The 18,002-nt window shown below is 48.8% G+C and carries 6 protein-coding genes and 1 pseudogene; 3 read left to right on the top strand and 4 right to left on the bottom strand.

What is annotated here, in order from left to right; all coding sequences use genetic code 11:
- Positions 1–27 precede the first annotated feature (27 nt).
- From BJP58_RS19155 to BJP58_RS19145, 3 genes and pseudogenes are all read left to right on the top strand, one after another.
- A complete protein-coding gene (locus BJP58_RS19155; protein ID WP_194540186.1) occupies positions 28–1,548 on the top strand; it encodes an ABC transporter substrate-binding protein in 1,521 nt (506 codons plus the stop codon).
- Positions 1,549–1,678: 130 nt separating this feature from the next.
- Positions 1,679–4,459: pseudogene (locus tag BJP58_RS19150) on the top strand (endo-beta-N-acetylglucosaminidase).
- A gap of 365 nt (positions 4,460–4,824) precedes the next feature.
- Positions 4,825–7,938 carry a hybrid sensor histidine kinase/response regulator gene (locus BJP58_RS19145; RefSeq protein WP_442953970.1) on the top strand — a complete coding sequence of 1,038 codons (3,114 nt, stop codon included), beginning with the start codon at positions 4,825–4,827 and terminating at the stop codon, positions 7,936–7,938.
- Between the two features lie 70 nt (positions 7,939–8,008).
- On the opposite strand, the gene BJP58_RS19140 is transcribed toward BJP58_RS19145, so the two are convergent.
- The 4 genes from BJP58_RS19140 to BJP58_RS19125 all read right to left on the bottom strand — a co-directional run bounded on the left by BJP58_RS19140 (position 8,009) and on the right by BJP58_RS19125 (position 17,638).
- Positions 8,009–9,363 (bottom strand): IS3 family transposase gene (locus BJP58_RS19140; protein WP_194544992.1). Its coding sequence is split into 2 segments (ribosomal slippage): positions 8,009–8,910 and positions 8,910–9,363, totalling 1,356 coding nucleotides; the frame shifts between segments, so codons are not numbered across the junction.
- Positions 9,364–9,596: 233 nt separating this feature from the next.
- The gene (locus BJP58_RS19135) at positions 9,597–10,292 is read right to left on the bottom strand and encodes an MIP/aquaporin family protein (protein WP_194540184.1); all 696 of its coding nucleotides are present in this window, start codon (positions 10,290–10,292) and stop codon (positions 9,597–9,599) included.
- A 165-nt stretch (positions 10,293–10,457) separates the two neighbouring features.
- On the bottom strand, positions 10,458–11,960 hold the full coding sequence (locus tag BJP58_RS19130) for an alpha/beta hydrolase (protein WP_194540183.1): 1,503 nt from the start codon (positions 11,958–11,960) through the stop codon (positions 10,458–10,460).
- A gap of 203 nt (positions 11,961–12,163) precedes the next feature.
- The gene (locus tag BJP58_RS19125) at positions 12,164–17,638 is read right to left on the bottom strand and encodes an isopeptide-forming domain-containing fimbrial protein (protein ID WP_194540182.1); all 5,475 of its coding nucleotides are present in this window, start codon (positions 17,636–17,638) and stop codon (positions 12,164–12,166) included.
- Positions 17,639–18,002 lie beyond the last annotated feature (364 nt).

Here is an 18,002-nt window from a genome sequence, read left to right as displayed (position 1 = left end):
CCATTAAGTGATACAGGGGGAAAACACATGTTTAAGAAAAAGGTTTCTATACTGTCCCTTGCTCTTGTGCTTCTGCTGACGGTTGTATTGTCGGCTTGCGGCAGCAAGGAAGGCGCTAAGTCCGGCGAGCCTGCGAAGGAAGAGGCAGCCGTTCAGAGCGACGGCACGGTCGATGTTTCCAAGCTGGATCCGGTCAAACTGAAAATGTATATGATCGGGCCTAACCAGAAGGATCTTCCCGTGGTTCAAGAGGAAATCAATAAATATTTGACGGAAAAAATCAATGCAACGCTCGAGATCAGTATGATCGACTGGGGCGATTACAGCCAGCGGATGCAGGTTATTACAAGCTCCGGCGAGAATTACGACATCGCCTTCACTAGCTCATGGGCGTTCGATTATCTTCCAAATGCAGCGAAGGGCGCATTTAAGCCGCTGAATGATCTGCTTGATCAATATGGAAAAGGCATTAAGGAAGCGCTGGATCCTCGTTTCTTGGAAGGAACGAAGGTCAACGGCGTGAACTATGGCATCCCGGCCAACAAGGAATTGGCACAGCAGTTTGTATGGCGTTTCAATAAGAAGTATCTGGATAAGTACAACCTGGACATTTCCAAGGTGACAACACTTGAGGATCTGGAGCCGCTTCTGAAAACGATTAAAGAGAACGAGCCTGCGGATATTACACCGCTTGCCGTACCGAAAGGCTTTAAGCCGTACTTACCGGTCGACTTCCCGCTTGGCGATGAAATTCCAATCGGTATGTACCTTGACACCAAAGACTTTAAATTTGAGAATCTGCTGGATTCACCTGAACTGAAATCGGCTCTGACCACGATGCGCAAATATTATAAAGCGGGTTATGTACGCGAGGACGTAGCGACGCTCGACGGCATTGATAACATCAAAACCGGCAAATGGCTCGTGGACCGCGAGATTACACAGCCATACGCGGAGCTCGGCTGGTCCAGAAACGCGGGATATGACATTGTGACAAGACCGATGCACGATCCAGTCATTTACACCAGCTCGGCTGCGGGCTCGATGATGGCGATTTCTTCGTACTCCAAAAATCCGGAGCGGGCGATGATGTTCTTGAACCTGCTGAACACGGATGAGAAGCTGCGCAATATGATTCAATACGGTTTGGAAGGCACGCATTACAAGAAGCTTGAAGGACCATACATCGAGGATATGCCTGCTATGCAGGAAAGCTATGCCATGCCTGGATTTGCGCTCGGCAATATGTTCCTGACGTATCTTCATGAAGGCGAGCCTGAAGACAAATGGGAAGCATTCGAGAAATTTAACAGCTCCGCTGTGGTAGCTCCTACGTTCGGCTTTAACTTCGACACGGCTCCGGTAAAAACGGAGGTTGCGGCCATCACCAACGTAGCGAAAGAATTCATTCCTGCACTGTACACCGGCTCCATCGATCCTGAAGAATACTTGCCAAAAGCAAAACAAAAATTCCAGGATGCTGGAATTGACAAAGTTATCGCTGAAGCTCAAAAGCAGTTTGATGAGTGGAAGGCTCAAAACAAGTAATCCATAAAAGTGTATGAGGGGGTAGAAACGGCTGATCTAAAGCGGCCGTTTCTCTCTGTCATTCCTTCTATTAGATGGAAAACGCATTCATTGTCACCACGAAATCATGAATTAAACAGGAGGTTTTCCCATGAAACGAATCAAACCGGATTATTTAACGAAAGCCCAGTGGAAACGCAGAATGACGGTATGGATGAGCACGGCAGTGCTGGCCGCGTCCCTGACGGGTTTTGCTGGAGAAGCCGAAGCAGCACAACCTCACTCGTCATATTGGTATCCGAACACGCTGCTGGAATGGTCGCCGTCCACGGATAAGGATGCCCTGTTTAATCGGGGAACGGTTAAGCTGGAGGATCAGCGTATCCAGGGTCATAAGATAAACAGCAATGCCAAGGAGGAAGTGAAGGTTTTATCGATCGCTTCCATGTATCCAAGCACAAGCGGAGCTCCTTCCCAAGGCTCGGAGAAGTTCCATACCTATACGTTCAGCAATTGGCAGTATATCGACAAGCTGGTGATGTGGGGCGGTTCGGCAGGCGAGGGATTGATCGTTCCGCCAAGCGCCGACGTGATCGATGCGGCTCACAAGAATGGCGTACCTGTTTTTGGAACCGTTTTCTTGCCGCAAACCGAGCATGGAGGCAAAATCCAGTGGATGCATGATCTGTTAAAGCAGCGGGAGGATGGATCCTTCCCGGTTGCAGACAAACTGATTGAGGTTGCTAAGTATTACGGATTTGATGGCTGGTTCATCAATCAGGAGACTCAGGGCGGAACGCCTGAGGATGCCGCCAAGATGGCTGAGTTTTTAACGTATCTTCAGCAGAAAAAAGCGCCGAGCATGGAAGTGATCTGGTACGATTCCATGATCAAGGAAGGACCGGTGAAGTGGCAGGGGGCTTTGACGGACAAGAACGAGATGTTCTTCCAGGAGGGAAATCAGCGGGTTTCCGACAATATGTTCATCGATTTCCGCTGGCAGTTCAAAGACGAGAAGAACGGCCAATACGATTACATTACTCCGTTCTTGAACTCTCCGGCCAAAGCGGCGGAGCTTGGCCGCAGTCCGTATGATTTATATGCCGGCATCGACGTGGAGGCGAAGGGCTACGAAGGCAAGTTCAATTGGCCGGTTGTGTTCCCGGATGGGAAGAAAGCCACGACTTCACTTGGCATTTATCGTCCCGATTGGGCGTTCAACAGCTCCGAAACCCATGAGGAGTATATGAAAAAGGAGCAGATCTTCTGGGCGGGACCTGGCATGAATCCGGCTAATACCTCGCAGCCTGAAGGGACCGATCCGCTCGCCTGGAGAGGGATTGCGAATGATGTGGTGGCCAAAACCGTGCTCACCGATTCCGAATTTGTCACCCATTTCAATACCGGGAACGGCCATATGTTTGCGGTGGACGGTAAAGTGATGCGGAGCAGGGACTGGAGCAATCGGAGCCTGCAGGATATTTTGCCGACCTGGCGCTGGATCACGGAAACCAATGGCAAGGGTGAAGCCCTCAAGCCTGGATTTGACTTCAGCAAATCTTACTACGGAGGCAGCTCGCTTCAGGTGGCGGGTGCCGTAAGCAAAGGCTCCTCTACTCATGTCAAGCTGTATAAGGCGAATATCCCGGTAGAACCGACGACGGAAGTATCGCTCGTCTATGCGGACAATGCGAAGGACGCCAAGGTGAAGATTGGGTTGGCATTCTCCGATGCGCCGGATCGGTATGAATTTTTCGAGCCTGGCAAGTGGACCGCCACGGGTGCCGATCAGGATTGGAAGCAGGGCAGCGTTAAGCTGAACAAGTATAAAGGCCGCACGATTGTGGGAATCTCGCTGCAATTCGAATCAGCCGCGGATATAGCGGATTATCGGGTGAATATTGGAAAACTGGCTGTTACTCAGGTGAACGATAAGGCGAAGAAACCGCACCAGGTGACCGATCTTCAGGTCATCGATAATGATTTCCGCGACGGAATATATGGAGATGCGCGATTGTCTTGGAAGGCACCGAAACAGGCTGAGGACGTGATGTACTACCAGGTGTACCGGGTTCATCCGGACGGCAAGTCCGAGTTGATGGGCATGACGGGGAATACGGTATATTACGTGCCGGAAATGAAGCGGATGCTGAAAGAGCAGGCAACCAAGATGGCCGTGATTCCGGTAAACCGACATTACGAACAAGGAAAAGCATCGTCGGTAAGCTTTGACTAGCCGGAATATCCGAAGCCGGTTGCAGCCTTCAAAGCGGATAAAACACTGATCGCACCGGGAGAAACGGTACAATTCACAGATCTTTCCTCGGAAGTGACGGAGTCCTGGAGCTGGAGCTTCCCGGGCGGACAGCCAGCATCCAGCACGGAGCAGAATCCTAAAGTGACCTATCCGGAGGAAGGAACGTACGAAGTGACGCTAACCGCTACAAATAGCGTTGGCGAGGACTTGGTTCGGAAGAAACTCATCACGGTTACACGGGAAGCGGAGAATGGCGTGGGCAACCTTGCTCTTGGCAAGGAAACATCAGCATCCAGCTTCGTGAATGAGAAGGAAGCACCTGCATTTGCGGTGGACGGTAACGCCGCCACCAAGTGGTGTGCTGTTGGAGACGGGCCTCACTGGCTGACGGTGGACCTGGGAGCCGAGCATAAGCTCAGCGAATTCGCGATCAAGCATGCGGAAGCCGGGGGCGAGCCGGCCGCGTTCAATACGCGGGCATTTACCATTCAGGTAAGCTCGGATGGCAAGGAATGGAAGGACGCGGTATCGGTCAAAGACAATACGAAAGCGGTCAGCAGCCATGCCATCGAACTCACCTCCGCACAGTACGTGCGTCTTCAAATAGAGAAGGCGACGCAAGGCGGGGACACGGCTACGCGGATTTATGATTTTGAAGTACTGGGCTTGAAATAATTCGGAGAACTAGAAAGGGCGTTTCCCATAAGGGGGACGCTCTTTTTTTGTTGTCTATATAGTTTGTGTCCCGTCATAGAATCGCTGTCAATGCCCTAGGCCACCCTGTATAGATTTTGTATAGATAGGGTTGTTAATCTAATGTAGGACAATTTTTGGATATTGAACAATTGACGCGTGCAGCGGTAAGAGTATTAATTGCATAGCTGCTGAAATTGATAAATTGAGCAATAAATAATGAAGCAACTTAAAACAACCATTGATGGCATGGAAGTCGTCAATGGTTGTTCTTGCATGGAGCAGTGCCTACATTAGAATGGATTAGGAGAGAATACTTCTTGGCAAACGACTCACCCATATACCAAATGAAAAAGAGTCATATGATCTTGTTAATAGGGTTATTGTTAGTCATTCTATCGAGCCTGCGCATGGTGTGGATGGTATTGTTGCCTCATCAAGAGCAGGTGTCCATTACGAACGGGCAGCTGGATTTGCGTCATTGGAATGCAGATGATGGCGGCGTGCTCTTACTTGATGGGGAATGGGAGTTTTATCCTTCACTATGGTTGCTGGATGGTAGTCGTCGGCAGCGTGTGTCAGCCGAGATCGAGCCAAAGCTGATTTCGGTTCCGGGAGGATGGAACGAAGCTTTGCATAGTGAAGAGCCGACTCCATATGGTTATGCGTCCTACCGCCTGCGTATTAAGGTAAACCCGAAACAGAACGTTAATTATAGTATTCGTGTACCCAGCGTACGCACGTCATCCGAATTATATGTAAATGGACGACTGCTTGCTAAATCCGGGCAGGTGGCAAAAACAAAGGAAGAATATACGGCGAAGAACCTGCCTTACTCTACAAGCTTTACAGCAGACAAAAACGGCGTCATCGATGTAGTGATTCAGGCGGCAAATTATGTGGATAGTCGAGGCGGCGGCATTGCCAGGTCCATTAAATTCGGTTCGGAAGAAGCCGTCGCACAGGAAATGAAATTCTCCGTTTCCATGCAGACGCTGGGAGCCATTATATTTCTTATGCATTCCGTGTATGCACTTATTTTATTTTTACTAGGAAATAAAGAGAAGAAGCTGCTCTATTTTTCCCTGTTAACACTATGCGTAACCATTTCCAGCCTGTTTAGTAACGATGAAAAGCTGTTTCATCAATTATTTTACATCGGCAGTGATTGGGATTTTCGGCTATCCAATGCCGCTTTTATGATCGGATGCTATGCGTTGCTGGAATGTACGGATCATCGTGAGCTCCCTTACTGGCGCAGGGTATATCCGGTTTATACCGTAATGGCTCTGGGGACTGCCGCGGTTACGTTATTTTTAGCTCCGCATCAGGTGATCATGCTCTTCCCGGTTTATTACCTATTGGGATGCATCGCAGCCTTAATCACGATCATAGCCATTATAAAAAAAGTAATCCAGGATATAAAAAGCCATCTGTTACTGCTCTTTTCTATGCTTGCGCTGGTTCACCATTTCCTTTGGTCGTTATTCTGGCGGGAGAGCGGTTTGAGCATTGTCCATTATCCGTTTGACCTGATTATATCGATGGGGTGTTTGGCCTCTGTATGGTTTAAGGCTTATTTCATCATGCATGCTAACACCAAGGAGATTGCCGCAACCTTGCAAAGAGTGAATGACCATAAAGATCAATTCCTGGCGAACACGTCTCATGAATTTAAAAATCCGCTTCATAGCATCCTTAACATGTCACAGTCCGTGCTGAACAGAGAAGGGCATTTGTTACAGGATCGAAGTGTCAAGGAGCTCGAAACGGTACTATCTGTAGGACATCGGCTAACACTTATATTAAATGATTTGATTGATGTGATGAGTCTGCGGGAGGGCAATCCTCGTTTACAGGAAAAAGCCATATTGATTCAGCCGATCATAACGGGAGTCATTGATATGCTGCAATTTAACGCAGAGGCGAAGTCCGTCAACATCGCAAATCAGATTCCTGAGGATTTTCCACCTGTTATTGCGGATGAGAATCGGTTGATTCAAATTGTTTTCAATTTGCTTCATAATGCCGTGAAGTATACGAATGAAGGGGTCATTACGATTCAAGCTTTGGCAGAAGACGGAAGAGCGTATATTGTTATTGCTGATACCGGGATCGGCATGGATGAGGACATGCTAAAGCGTTTATTCCTTCCGTATGAGCAAGCCAGCGCCAGCGAAACTATGATTGAAGGCGGCTTTGGCTTAGGCTTAAGTATAAGCAAGCAACTGATTGATCTTCATCGAGGTACGTTAGAGGTATCTTCTGTTTTAGGAGTAGGCTCGAAATTTACATTTTCGTTAAAGCTTGCGGAATTGAATGTGGAAGATGAGGAACTTGTTTCTAACTCATTCAAACCATTTACAATACAACCAGCGCCGACTCAGGAAACTGCCCCCATCATCTTGGATAAAGAGGATATCCCGCCAGCGGCAAAACCAACAACCTCTATTGCAATGAATTGTGATCGTCCGCTCTTATTAATTGTGGATGACGATCCTGTTAATCTGCAAGTGCTCGAAACCATACTACCGCCTGATGATTATGATGTCACGATGGCAACGAGCGGTAAAGAAGCATTGGCTATACTGGACACGAGGGAATGGGATCTGGTCATCTCCGATATTATGATGCCGCAGATGTCGGGCTATGAGCTGACACGAAGAATTCGAGAGCGGTACACGCTTACCGAGCTCCCGGTGCTGCTCCTTACCGCAAGAAGCCAGCCGAAGGATATCCAGAGCGGTTTTTTAGCAGGAGCAAACGATTATGTGACAAAGCCGGTGGAAGCATTGGAAATCAGATCGCGGATTGAAGCACTAACGACGATTAAACAAACGGTTCGGGAACAATTGCGATTGGAGGCGGCATGGCTGCAAGCCCAAATCCAACCTCATTTCTTATTCAATGCTTTAAGCGCGGTAACCGCTTTGAGTGACATTAATTTGGATAAGATGCGCCATTTGCTTGATGAGTTCAGCAATTTTTTGAGGTATAAATTTAGGTTTCAAGATACGGATGGACTTGTTTCGATTAAAGAGGAATTAAGTCTAGTGCGTTCATACTTATATATCGAAAAGGTCCGGTTTGAAGAGCGGCTGCAGGTCGTTTGGGAGGTAGATGACTGCGAAGAGTTACAAATTCCTTTCCTCTCGATCCAGCCTTTGGTTGAAAATGCAATAAGACATGGCATTATGAAGCGCACTCGCGGAGGGGAAATACATATTCGAATTTCTGTCCATGACACGCTTACAGAGATAACGGTTCAGGACAATGGGATCGGCATGGACGAAGTTCAATTGCAACGGGTATTGGAAAGAAATGCAGATCGCAGCTCAGGAGTCGGCCTGATCAATACGCATCAGCGCTTGAAGCGACACTTCGGCACAGGACTTCATATCAAAAGCACGTTGGGTAAAGGAACCGAGGTAACTTTTTACGTGCGCAGCGAAACGAGGTAAATGTAATTTTATATACGAAAAAAAGTCGGAGCATTGAAGTGACCCCCAAAAGTTAGACACGGTTATTTCATTAGGCAGCTTTCTCAAAATGAGTTCGGTACTGTACCGGACTCATTTTTAATTTTGCCTTTAACCGTTTGGTATTGTAGTATTCAATATATTTTTTCAGTTCTTCCTTAAAATGTTCCACACTTTCAAACTCTTTGTAGTACAGAAACTCCGACTTAAGAATGCCGAAGAAATTCTCTATGACGGCATTGTCGTAACAATTCCCTTTTCGTGACATGCTTTGGAGAATGCCACTCGACTTAAGCGCATGGCGATACGGCTTCATTTGGTAATGCCATCCTTGATCTGAATGAAGGAGAAGTTGGTGTTCTTCTGGCAGACGCTTCAGTCCTGCATCCAGCATCTCGGATACCAGAGAATAGGTTGGTCGTGAACCCAGGGTATAGGTGATAATTTCCCCGTTGAATAAGTCCAAAATGGGCGATAGATACAGCTTTTCTCCAAATAACTTAAACTCCGTAATGTCCGTCACCCATTTCTCATTTGGCGCCCCAGCCGTGAACTGGCGGTCCAGATGATTCGGTGCAATCTTGCCGACGGTCCCTTTATATGACTTATACTTTTTCATGCGAACCAGGCATTGAAGGCCCATCTTCTTCATGAGTCTCTGAACCTTTTTGTGGTTAACTTTCCACCCACGGACGGCCAGTTCATCACGAATACGGCGATATCCGTAACGCCCATCATGTTCCACGTAAATGGACTGGATTTCAGCCCCCAACTCGGCATTCGGATCTGGTTGGTTCATACGCTTTATAAGGTTGTAATAGGTGCTGCGCGGGATACCAGCCAGCTGTACGAGTGCCTTCACCGGATATTTATGCCTTAGTTGCCAGACGGCTTGTGCTTTGTCTTGTTTGGTGATTTTTCCTTGTTTCGAACTAAGGCATTCAACTTTTTTAGATACTCATTTTCCATTTCAAGCTGTTTGATACGTTCTTCGAGTGCTTCGACAGACCCTTGAACTACGGATCGTTCGGTAGACGAATTGGGATTTTTCTTCATGGATGGACGCCCTTTCTTTTTTGGCTCAAGGGCTTCTAAACCGCCTGTCTCCATCTTTCTCTGCCAGGAATACAACATGGAGAAGTCCGGAAGCTTAAACAAAGCAGCGGTATCCATGAGAGAAGCGTCTGATTGAGCCATATGATTGAGTACGTCCAGTTTAAAGCTTGCCGAATATTTTGTATAGCCGTTAGTAAAGGCAGTCTCTCCATGGATCTCATAGAGCTTCAACCAATATTGGAATTGAGACTTGGTAACGCCCATTTGATTTGCGTATTCGGTCTGAGATAGAAGATCAGAGTCATACCCTTCAATTAATGTCAATTTGCTATCCTTAGTAAATTTAGTCATAAAAAACTGCACCTCCAACTGTTAGATGTGTCTAACAATTGGGGTGCAGTTCACATGGAAGCTGCGGCTTTTTTTCGTTACCGGGGTTGGCCGTCTGTTCATGGAATTGGGAACGCATGGTCCTGCGTACAGAATAAAACGACATCCCAATAGATGCCTGGCATGAAGCACGATCGCCATAACGACGGAACCGGAGTGGCACCTTGCAAAGGCACCACTTATGGTCAACGATGTTACACTTGTTTCCCCTTAGGTTTGCTATTCAGCAGCTGGTATACGGCAACGGCCAGCGCTGAGCCGGCAAGCGGGGCGATAAGAAACACCCACACTTGGGATAAGGCCTGCCCGCCAAGCAGAAGTGCGGGTCCCAGGCTTCTTGCAGGGTTAACGGATGTTCCCGTTAAGGCTATGCCTAAAATATGTACGAAAGCGAGTGTCAGTCCGATCACAAGGCCGGTTACGTTTCCGTTGCTCTCCGTAGAGGTTACGCCCAGGATCGTATAAATAAATACGAAGGTTAAAATGATTTCGACAACGAATGCCATAGTGGTTGAAATCCCGAACCCATACCCAGGGCCGAAACCATTCTGACCGAGCCCCGTAGTGGGCATACCCGCGGAGACGATGATGGCGTACAGAATAGCGGCGCCCGCAATGGCACCGGCGATTTGCGAAACAAGGTACCCGATGAAGTCGGTACCGGTTAGCTTACGTTTAATAAGCATGGCAAGTGAAACCGCCGGATTGATATGACATCCCGAAATCGGACCGATGACGTAGGCCATCGCTACGATAGACAGCCCGAATGCCAATGCAATCCCCAAATGGCCGAGCGCTCCTCCCGCCGTAGCGGCACTGCCGCAGCCGAACAGAACAAGCACCAAAGTTCCAATGAACTCGGCAGCGTACTTTTTGAATGACGCGTTCATAATCTACCTCCTAATAATTAAAAATCGATTCTCATTATATATGAGGCAAATAGACAAAAACTGGACATAGAGCGGGAGGATGTCTGATTTTTGAACAAAAATGACCCGCAAGGGATCACTTTTTCCAAAGTGCCTTATGCGGGTCATCGACTCATACTTATGGATTTAATCTCCTTGAAAAACCGAATTCGGATATTTCACTTCCGGATACTCCTCCGTGGGACCGGCTAGAAGCTTACTCTCGATTCCGCGTAAATGCTGGTTGAAAAACTCCAAAAGATAGCGATTGACGATTTCTGCGCCCCTCTCTCCATTCAAGCTTCCGGTCATGCCAGTCAGTCCGATAAGCGGAGAGTACAGCTGGAGATCGGTGAAGTTATAATGTCCGGCTCCTTCAATATAAATGGTTCGTCCATACCCTTGCTGCGATAAACGGTCCATCAGCTTCAGTTCCGCTTCCCGATTCGCCAGTATGGTGTCAAATTGTTCTCTCGTTAACCGGAGCTCCTTGAGCTCAGCATCCGTGGCCGGTGTTTTGCGGTACTTCGCCTGCTGCTCGTTCACATTCTTAAAATCTTCGGATTCCATGAACATAAACGGTTTCTTCATGTCGTCACGGTTCTTCGTTATGAACAACGTGCCATCCATATTCACGCCGGCCTTGATTCGCGGGTTGGAATAAACGGCTTCAAAAGCTGCTGCTCCACCGAAGGAATGACCCAGCATCCCGATGTTGTCCATATCCAGCATTCCTTCGAATTTGCTGGCGACGGCCCCTGAGTGCAGCTTCTCTAGCTGATCCACAATAAATGCTGCATCCTTGTTCCACACATCTAAAATGGCGCGGCTGTCTTCAAATAATCGCTCTTGAGACTGCTCCGTTAGGAATCCGGTCATGCGTCCGTCCGGAAATGCGGTCATAACGGTACTATAAGTATGATCGACTGCGAATACGATATAGCCGTGGCTGGCAAGATGTTCAGCCTGCGACGTATGCAAAATTCTGCCGACCCCCATGCCGTGTGACAGCAGTACCACTGGATACGGATTGTCCGCGGGATGCAAATCTGCATGTATAGATGTATTGGCCTTGCTGTATTTCCAGTAGTCGAGGGCGGGAGCGGGAAGGCCCAGATATCCGGAATAAGCTTGCATATAGGCATGGAAGAGCCCTCTGTCCTTAGGGAACACTGAATTTTTCTCGGCGCTCCGTCCAGATTCCGCAGCAGGGTACCATACCTGAACGACCATCTCTCGCTTGTCGCCCTTCTGCTCGGTAAACGTTTCTTCTCGGTCGGCATCGATAAAATGGAATGTTTCCGTTCCCACACTGAACTCGCCTGAAGGCTTGGGTAAATGAAAGACCGGCAGCAATACAGATAAGGCAACCGATACGCCCAGCAAAACAACGGATAGAGCCAAAATCGTGTAACGAAGCGGTTTTCCTACCTTTTTGCGTCTAAATAAGACGAAGGTGAGGAGCAAAGCAGCGATATAGGCCGGAATCATCTGCCACCTATAGCCCTCAAACAGCAGTTGCGCTGCTAACAGTGAGCCACAAGCGACGCCGGCTATAGCCCCTGTCATCCGGTTGATTGTGTTACGAAATAGTAAGACCATCAGCACCAAAACGCTGGATGTTATCAACAACATTTCCAATACTCGCATACGTTCTCTCCCTTATTGCTCCAGTTTCTTTTAATCGTAACGGATCAAGGTTAAAACGAACGGGCAGTTCCGTTTAAAAATGGTTTAAATATGGGAGAGTCGTTTGCGTAGAGGATGGGCGTTTCAGCTCATTTAAGGAAAATCGCCTCAAAATAACAGCTGCCCCCCAAGTCGTCTTCACTTGGGGGGCAGCTGTTGGCAGTTTATACTTGTCTTCTTTTTCTTAACAAAAGCAATCCTGCAAGAAGCATAATAGCTCCGGCTAACATGTAGCTGTACATATTCGTAGCCGTATTCGGTAATTTATTTCCGTTAGGCTCGTTCGTTGCCGGATCTCCGGACTCAGCCGGATCTCGTGGAGTCGAATCCGATACGCCTAATGTTGAATCGTCATGATCTTCCGGTGTTTGTGCCCCTGTATTCGAATCCCCGTTGGAGTCTCCATTCGAGTCTTCATTCGGGTTCCCGTTGGAATCTTCGTTCGAGTTTCCATTCGGGTCTTCGTTCGAATCTCCATTCGAGTCTCCATCGGAATCTCCCGTTCCACCCGGGTTCGTAGTATTTCCACCATTGTTCTCGTTGTCTGTCACTTCGATGACATTTGATGGCTTCTCCGGACTTGTCACATTATCCCCTGTGACTTCACCGATGTTAACGATCGATTTGCCGGCTTGTCCCGCCTTGATGGTTGCCTGGAACGTAATCGTATGCCATTCGGTATCAGCAATCCGTCCAAAGTTACCGCTCACTTTGCCGTTAACATATTGACCTTTGTCGCCATCAGAGTTATCGGTTACGGAAATACCGTCCACCTTCAGGCTGCCTGCTACATATGCCAGTCCTTCCGGCAGGATATCGGCAATCACAAGGTTCGATACATAGCTGCCGGCAACGGTATTGCGTGCGGAGATTGTATACTCCATCTTATCGCCAACCCCGGTGATGCCACCACTTAGATCCCGCGATGTCTTCCGTGACTCGATGACTGGGGAAGGCGGAGTCGGTGGTGTTACAGGCGGTGTAACTGGTGGATCCGGATCTACCGGCGGATTGACTGGTGGGGCGACTGGCGGATCAACCGGTGGGTCCACCGGCGGCGTATCGCCTTCCTCAACCACAATCTCATCCGTTGGACGGCTTGGCTGATCGATGTTGTCTCCGGTAATCTCTCCGGTATTTCGGATCGATTCCCCTGCGTTTGCTACGATTTTCGCCCGGAACTCGAGCGTATGCCATTTCGTATCCCATACATCCCCGACGTTACCGACTACCCGACCTGAGGCATAGTGGCCTTGGTCGCTATCCTTGTCATCGGTTACCGAAACGCCGTCGACCTTCAAGCTGCCCGGAATATATTCCAGACCAGCCGGCAGCGTATCGGTGATGGCCAGATTGGCCATGTACGTGTCCTCTATTACCGTTCTTGTCCGGATCACATAGGTAACCGTATCTCCGACTTCAAACGTATCCTTGCCCGCTTCAAGATTTGTTGCGGACTTCTCGGATACGACAATCGGCTCTCGCGGATAGACCTTGACTTCTTCTTCCGGCCTACTTGGCTCGTCGAAATTGTCGCCGCTGACGTCGGCAATATTTCGAATATCCTTGCCGGCTTGTCCGGTTTGGATCGTCGCATGGAATTGAAGCACATGCCACTCCTTATCCCAGATGTCGCCGAATCCGCCATACACCGCGCCGGTTACACCGTATACATCCCCGGTGACATAATGACCGTTATCGTCGCCTTCCTCATCGGTGGCGGTTTTGCCGTCCACGGTTAGGGTGTTCGGCACGTATTCCAGTCCTTCCGGCAGCGTATCCGTAATCTTCAAATTCGAGATATACGAATCTTCCGTCACCGTTCTTGCCCGAATGGTGTAGACCACCGTATCCCCGACTTCAAAATGGGTTTTACCCGTATCCAGGTTTTCGGCGATCTTCTCCGATTCCACAACCGGATGGCGCGGATAGACCTGAACAACTTCCTCGGCATTGCTCGGCGTGCTTACATTCTCGCCGCCGGCGACGGCGGTATTGCGAATATTCTTGCCGGCTTGGCCCGTCGCAATGACCGCTTCGAATTCAAGCGTGTGCCACTCGGTATCCGTGATATCCCCGAAAAGGCCGACTACCTGGTCGCCATTATACAGACCACCGTCTTGATCGCTCTCGTCATCCGTGACGGAGACGCCGTCTACCTTCAGGCTGCCCGGTACATATTGCAGTCCAGCCGGCAGATCGTCGGAGATGACCAAACTGCTGACGAAGCTGTTAAGGACCGTATTCCGTGCCTGAATCGTGTACCGCAGCGTATCGCCTGGTTCAGGATGGTCAGGGTCCGTGTTTCCAGCGGCCTTGGTTTGAAGGACTGCCGATTTGTCGGACTCCAGAACAGGAGGATTGAGACGGACCGGTGTTGTGGTTTCGTTCGTTTCCTTCTCTTCCGTGTCGCCTGTTAATAAGTTGTCGTAGCTGATTAGCGCTTTGTTTTTAATTTGCTGATTGGCAGCGTTCGCTAAGACCTTGACTTTAAATTGCACGGTAACGCCATCTGCCAATTGGCTCGTATTCGCTAAATCGCCTAACTTAATGCTGACCTGGCTGCCTTCAAGGCGACCTTCGTCGGCATCGTCCGCATCCGTCAGGTCCTTGGTGGTCGAGCCTTGGATCAATTTCATGGAACCAGGGACGTATTCCGTTCCTGCAGGAATCAGATCCGTCACACTTGCATCGGCTGCGATGTCTCCGCCTTCGTTCTTGATCTGAATCGCGTAGGTTACTTCATCGCCGGCACTCACTTCTTGTGGAGATGCGGTCTTGTTGGCCGTTACACACGGTGCCGTGCCAAGGAAGATGTCATCGATGAAGTTGCCTGCACCTATGCTCGCGCTTGCTGTGCTCACCGCCTCAAAGCCGAAGCGAGTGACCTTTTGCCCAGCAGGGACTTTATAAGTACCCGTATAGGTACCCCACGCGGTTTTATCATCCGTCATTTGTCGTTGGACTTCGGCATCGTAAGGGTTAGCCGTTGCTGCCCCAATACGAAGCTGCATCGTGTCAACCCCATTCCGCCCCATATGGGATAGGCGCCAATATATGGTTTGCCCAGGGGTTGTCTTCACATCCTGATACAGCATCCCGTTTTCGAAAGCATTGAGTTCTGCCCATTTCCCGCCATCAGGGGGAGCCGGCCAGTTCTTTACAACCGAAGGATTATTTCGTGCCCAGTCCCATAGCTCAATGACTGGATAACCGTTAGCATCGTCCGTGGTCTTCCATCCAGGTACTTCGGATTCATAATAGTAAAGCCCGGATGTATTAACAGCAGATCCTTTGACAGCGCCTTGCTCAAAACTGCCGTTAATCATCGCTACCGGAGCCGGGCACACATTGGCTTCGCCGGTTATTGACGTACTCACTTCATTTGTAGCTACCTCTTCTGATTTGTTTGTCAAAAGGTTTTCATATTTGATAATGGCCTGATTCTTTGTGATGATGCCCCCATAACCGGATAACACCTTCACCTTAAATTGAATGGTTTTTCCTTGAGGCAATTGGGCGGCATTCGGCACCTCACCCAAATCGATCACGATCATGTCGCTGCTGCTATCATAGTGGGAGTCGTTAACCGGTTGGCCATCCACCACAATAGAGCCTTGAACAAATTCAGTTCCAACAGGAATGCTGTCTTCAAAAATTACATTTGCTGCGGCGTCGCCGCCGTTGTTCTTAACCGTCACTTCATACGTTAATTCTTGACCGGCAGATGCCTCTCCCTGTGGAGATACTGTTTTATCTGCAATGACGCAAGGTTCTGTTCCGAGGAAAATATCATCGATGAAGTTACCTGCTGCCGGGTTGCCGCCCGTGGATGAGACGGCTTCGAACCCAAAGCGTGTCATCGTTTGGCCGGTCGGAACGACGTAGGTACCGGTATAATATTTCCAAGCGTCCTTACCCGTCGTTAGTTGGTCGACAATCGGAAGAACCTTCGGATCCACATTGGCCGAACCTATTTTGACAGCCATGGTATCCACGCCGAGTCTTCCTTTATGCGCTATCCTCCAATAGATCGTTTGCCCGGGAGTCGTCTTCACATCCTGATATAGCTGTGCAGGCTCTTTGCTATTCAATTCCGCCATTTGCTTCCCATGGGGAACAGCATTCTTAAGGCCTTGTTGATCGTTAGGAGAACCAGGCTGGATTTGATCCATTAAACCTTTGTTAAATATTTCGAAGGATCCCGTAGAATCGGTTGTCTTCCAGCCGGGTACGTATTGACCTTGGACCGAAAAATAGCCTGGGCCGGCCGGGAAACTGGGATCGTTAGCCGCATACACCGGCTCCTCAAAGCTGCCATTGATCAACGCTACCGGCGCTGGGCACGTGGCTGGAGGAGTTGTTCCGGTCGTAACCGTCGAAACGACTTCATCGGATTGAATGGTTCCCGATTCATTTGAAGACACGGTGGCTGTATTTGTGATCTTGGTGCCAACCGCTGTATTGTCCTTGGCTTTCACGCGGAATGTAACAACGGCAGCCCCGTCTTCCCCAACCAATAGGGAACCGTTCATGGCAGACGGATTAGGCGACTTAACCAACATGCCTTCATTTGCAAATAGAGGACTTGTTCCGTTAAGATCAGCGACTGCTTTGCCATTCAAAGTCGTGCTGTCCGCTACATATTCCGTATCGTCTGGCAGCTGATCTTTTAGAACGGCTCCGCTCGCCGATACATTTCCGCTGTTTATTACTCTCAGCGAGTATGAATATTCTTGCCCGGGTGAAATCTCATTGCTCTTTTCAGTACCGTTAATCCATTTTTCAACGGTCAGTTTCGGTGCATATGTAGGATAAGCTCCTGACGTAAGATCCCAGAGCAAATTAATATCCGGAACCTGCCCAATTAATGTCAAAAGGTTATTTTCAGGATTTCCAATATACATGGCCCCTGATGCATCCGAAATCAGCAATTTCCCATCCGGTAAAATACTGATGCCGCTGCCCCAAGTGATCGGATTCGTTCCGTCCGAAAGCCTAAACTCACCGAGCGCGTGCTTATCCAGTGTTTTCGGATTAAGTCTGACAAAGGATTCGTCACCAGTCTGAATATAATAGATATTTCCTTCCTGATCGTATACGAGATCCCGTATATCCGTATCTAAACTTGTAAGCGTGGTTATCTGTCCAGAGCTCAAATCGAGATTCCGAATCTCGCGCTCAATGGTCCCCGAGACGTCCCTTTGAACATTATAGGTGAACGTTGAACCGTCTGGGCTAACCCCTCCGGCACCGACTACCGTCCACCCGGAGTTCGTTGCCGCCAGGGTACTGGTTCCATCCGGCATAATTTTATGGATCTCTCCGGTACTGTACCTAAGTCCATAAAAAACACCTTGATTTCGATCTAAACCAATCCCATCGAAAACGGAGTTCAGAGGTACTGTCCCGATCGGGGTTCCCGATAGCGACTGGCCGTCAAATTGGTACAACCATGAGGTGCCATCGGCAGCCCTAACCGTTGCATAGGAATCGGTGCCATTAATGGTTATTCCTCCTGCAGCCTCCACAGGTACTGTCATTACAGGCTGTAACCCGCCAAGAATAACTAATAAGATGGAAAATTGAATGAAAATCCGTTTCAATACGGTTTTTCCTGCCGAGCGGGTAGAATGCAATTTTGTCTCCCTCCAATCGTTATGTTTTCGGATCACCGGAGCTTTAGTGCGATATGCTCATCTCCTGTTTCCGGCACCACTCCTTTTCACCTCCAAATTTATACAATTTCCCGTCAAGTATAAGCTAGCAACCATTTATCGACAATATTCCCGTGGTACCATATATAACCAGCAAAAAATGGACGTTTGGCCCATACCATGATTCGACAAAAAACTACAATGTTGCCGTGCTTAAATAGGCAGTTTGTTTAGGCTGTTGGTCACCGTATGACTTCAATAGATAACGCTGGAATTGCGTTTCCAGTGGGAGGTTAGCAATTGGACGAAGCCCCAACCTAATATAGATTCAGGTGGAGCAAATCCT

This window comes from Paenibacillus sp. JZ16 (assembly GCF_015326965.1).
Classification (GTDB): domain Bacteria; phylum Bacillota; class Bacilli; order Paenibacillales; family Paenibacillaceae; genus Paenibacillus_AQ.
The sequence above is the reverse complement of the archived record's forward strand: the minus strand, read 5'-3'. Positions and strand labels throughout refer to the sequence as shown.

Bases quoted from the DNA above. Each gene is read 5' to 3' on its own strand.
- BJP58_RS19155 (WP_194540186.1), top strand. From the start codon at position 28: ATGTTTAAGAAAAAGGTTTCTATACTGTCCCTTGCTCTTGTGCTTCTG.
- BJP58_RS19130 (WP_194540183.1), bottom strand. From the start codon at position 11,960: ATGCGAGTATTGGAAATGTTGTTGATAACATCCAGCGTTTTGGTGCTG.
- BJP58_RS19145 (WP_442953970.1), top strand. From the start codon at position 4,825: ATGAAAAAGAGTCATATGATCTTGTTAATAGGGTTATTGTTAGTCATT.
- BJP58_RS19135 (WP_194540184.1), bottom strand. From the start codon at position 10,292: ATGAACGCGTCATTCAAAAAGTACGCTGCCGAGTTCATTGGAACTTTG.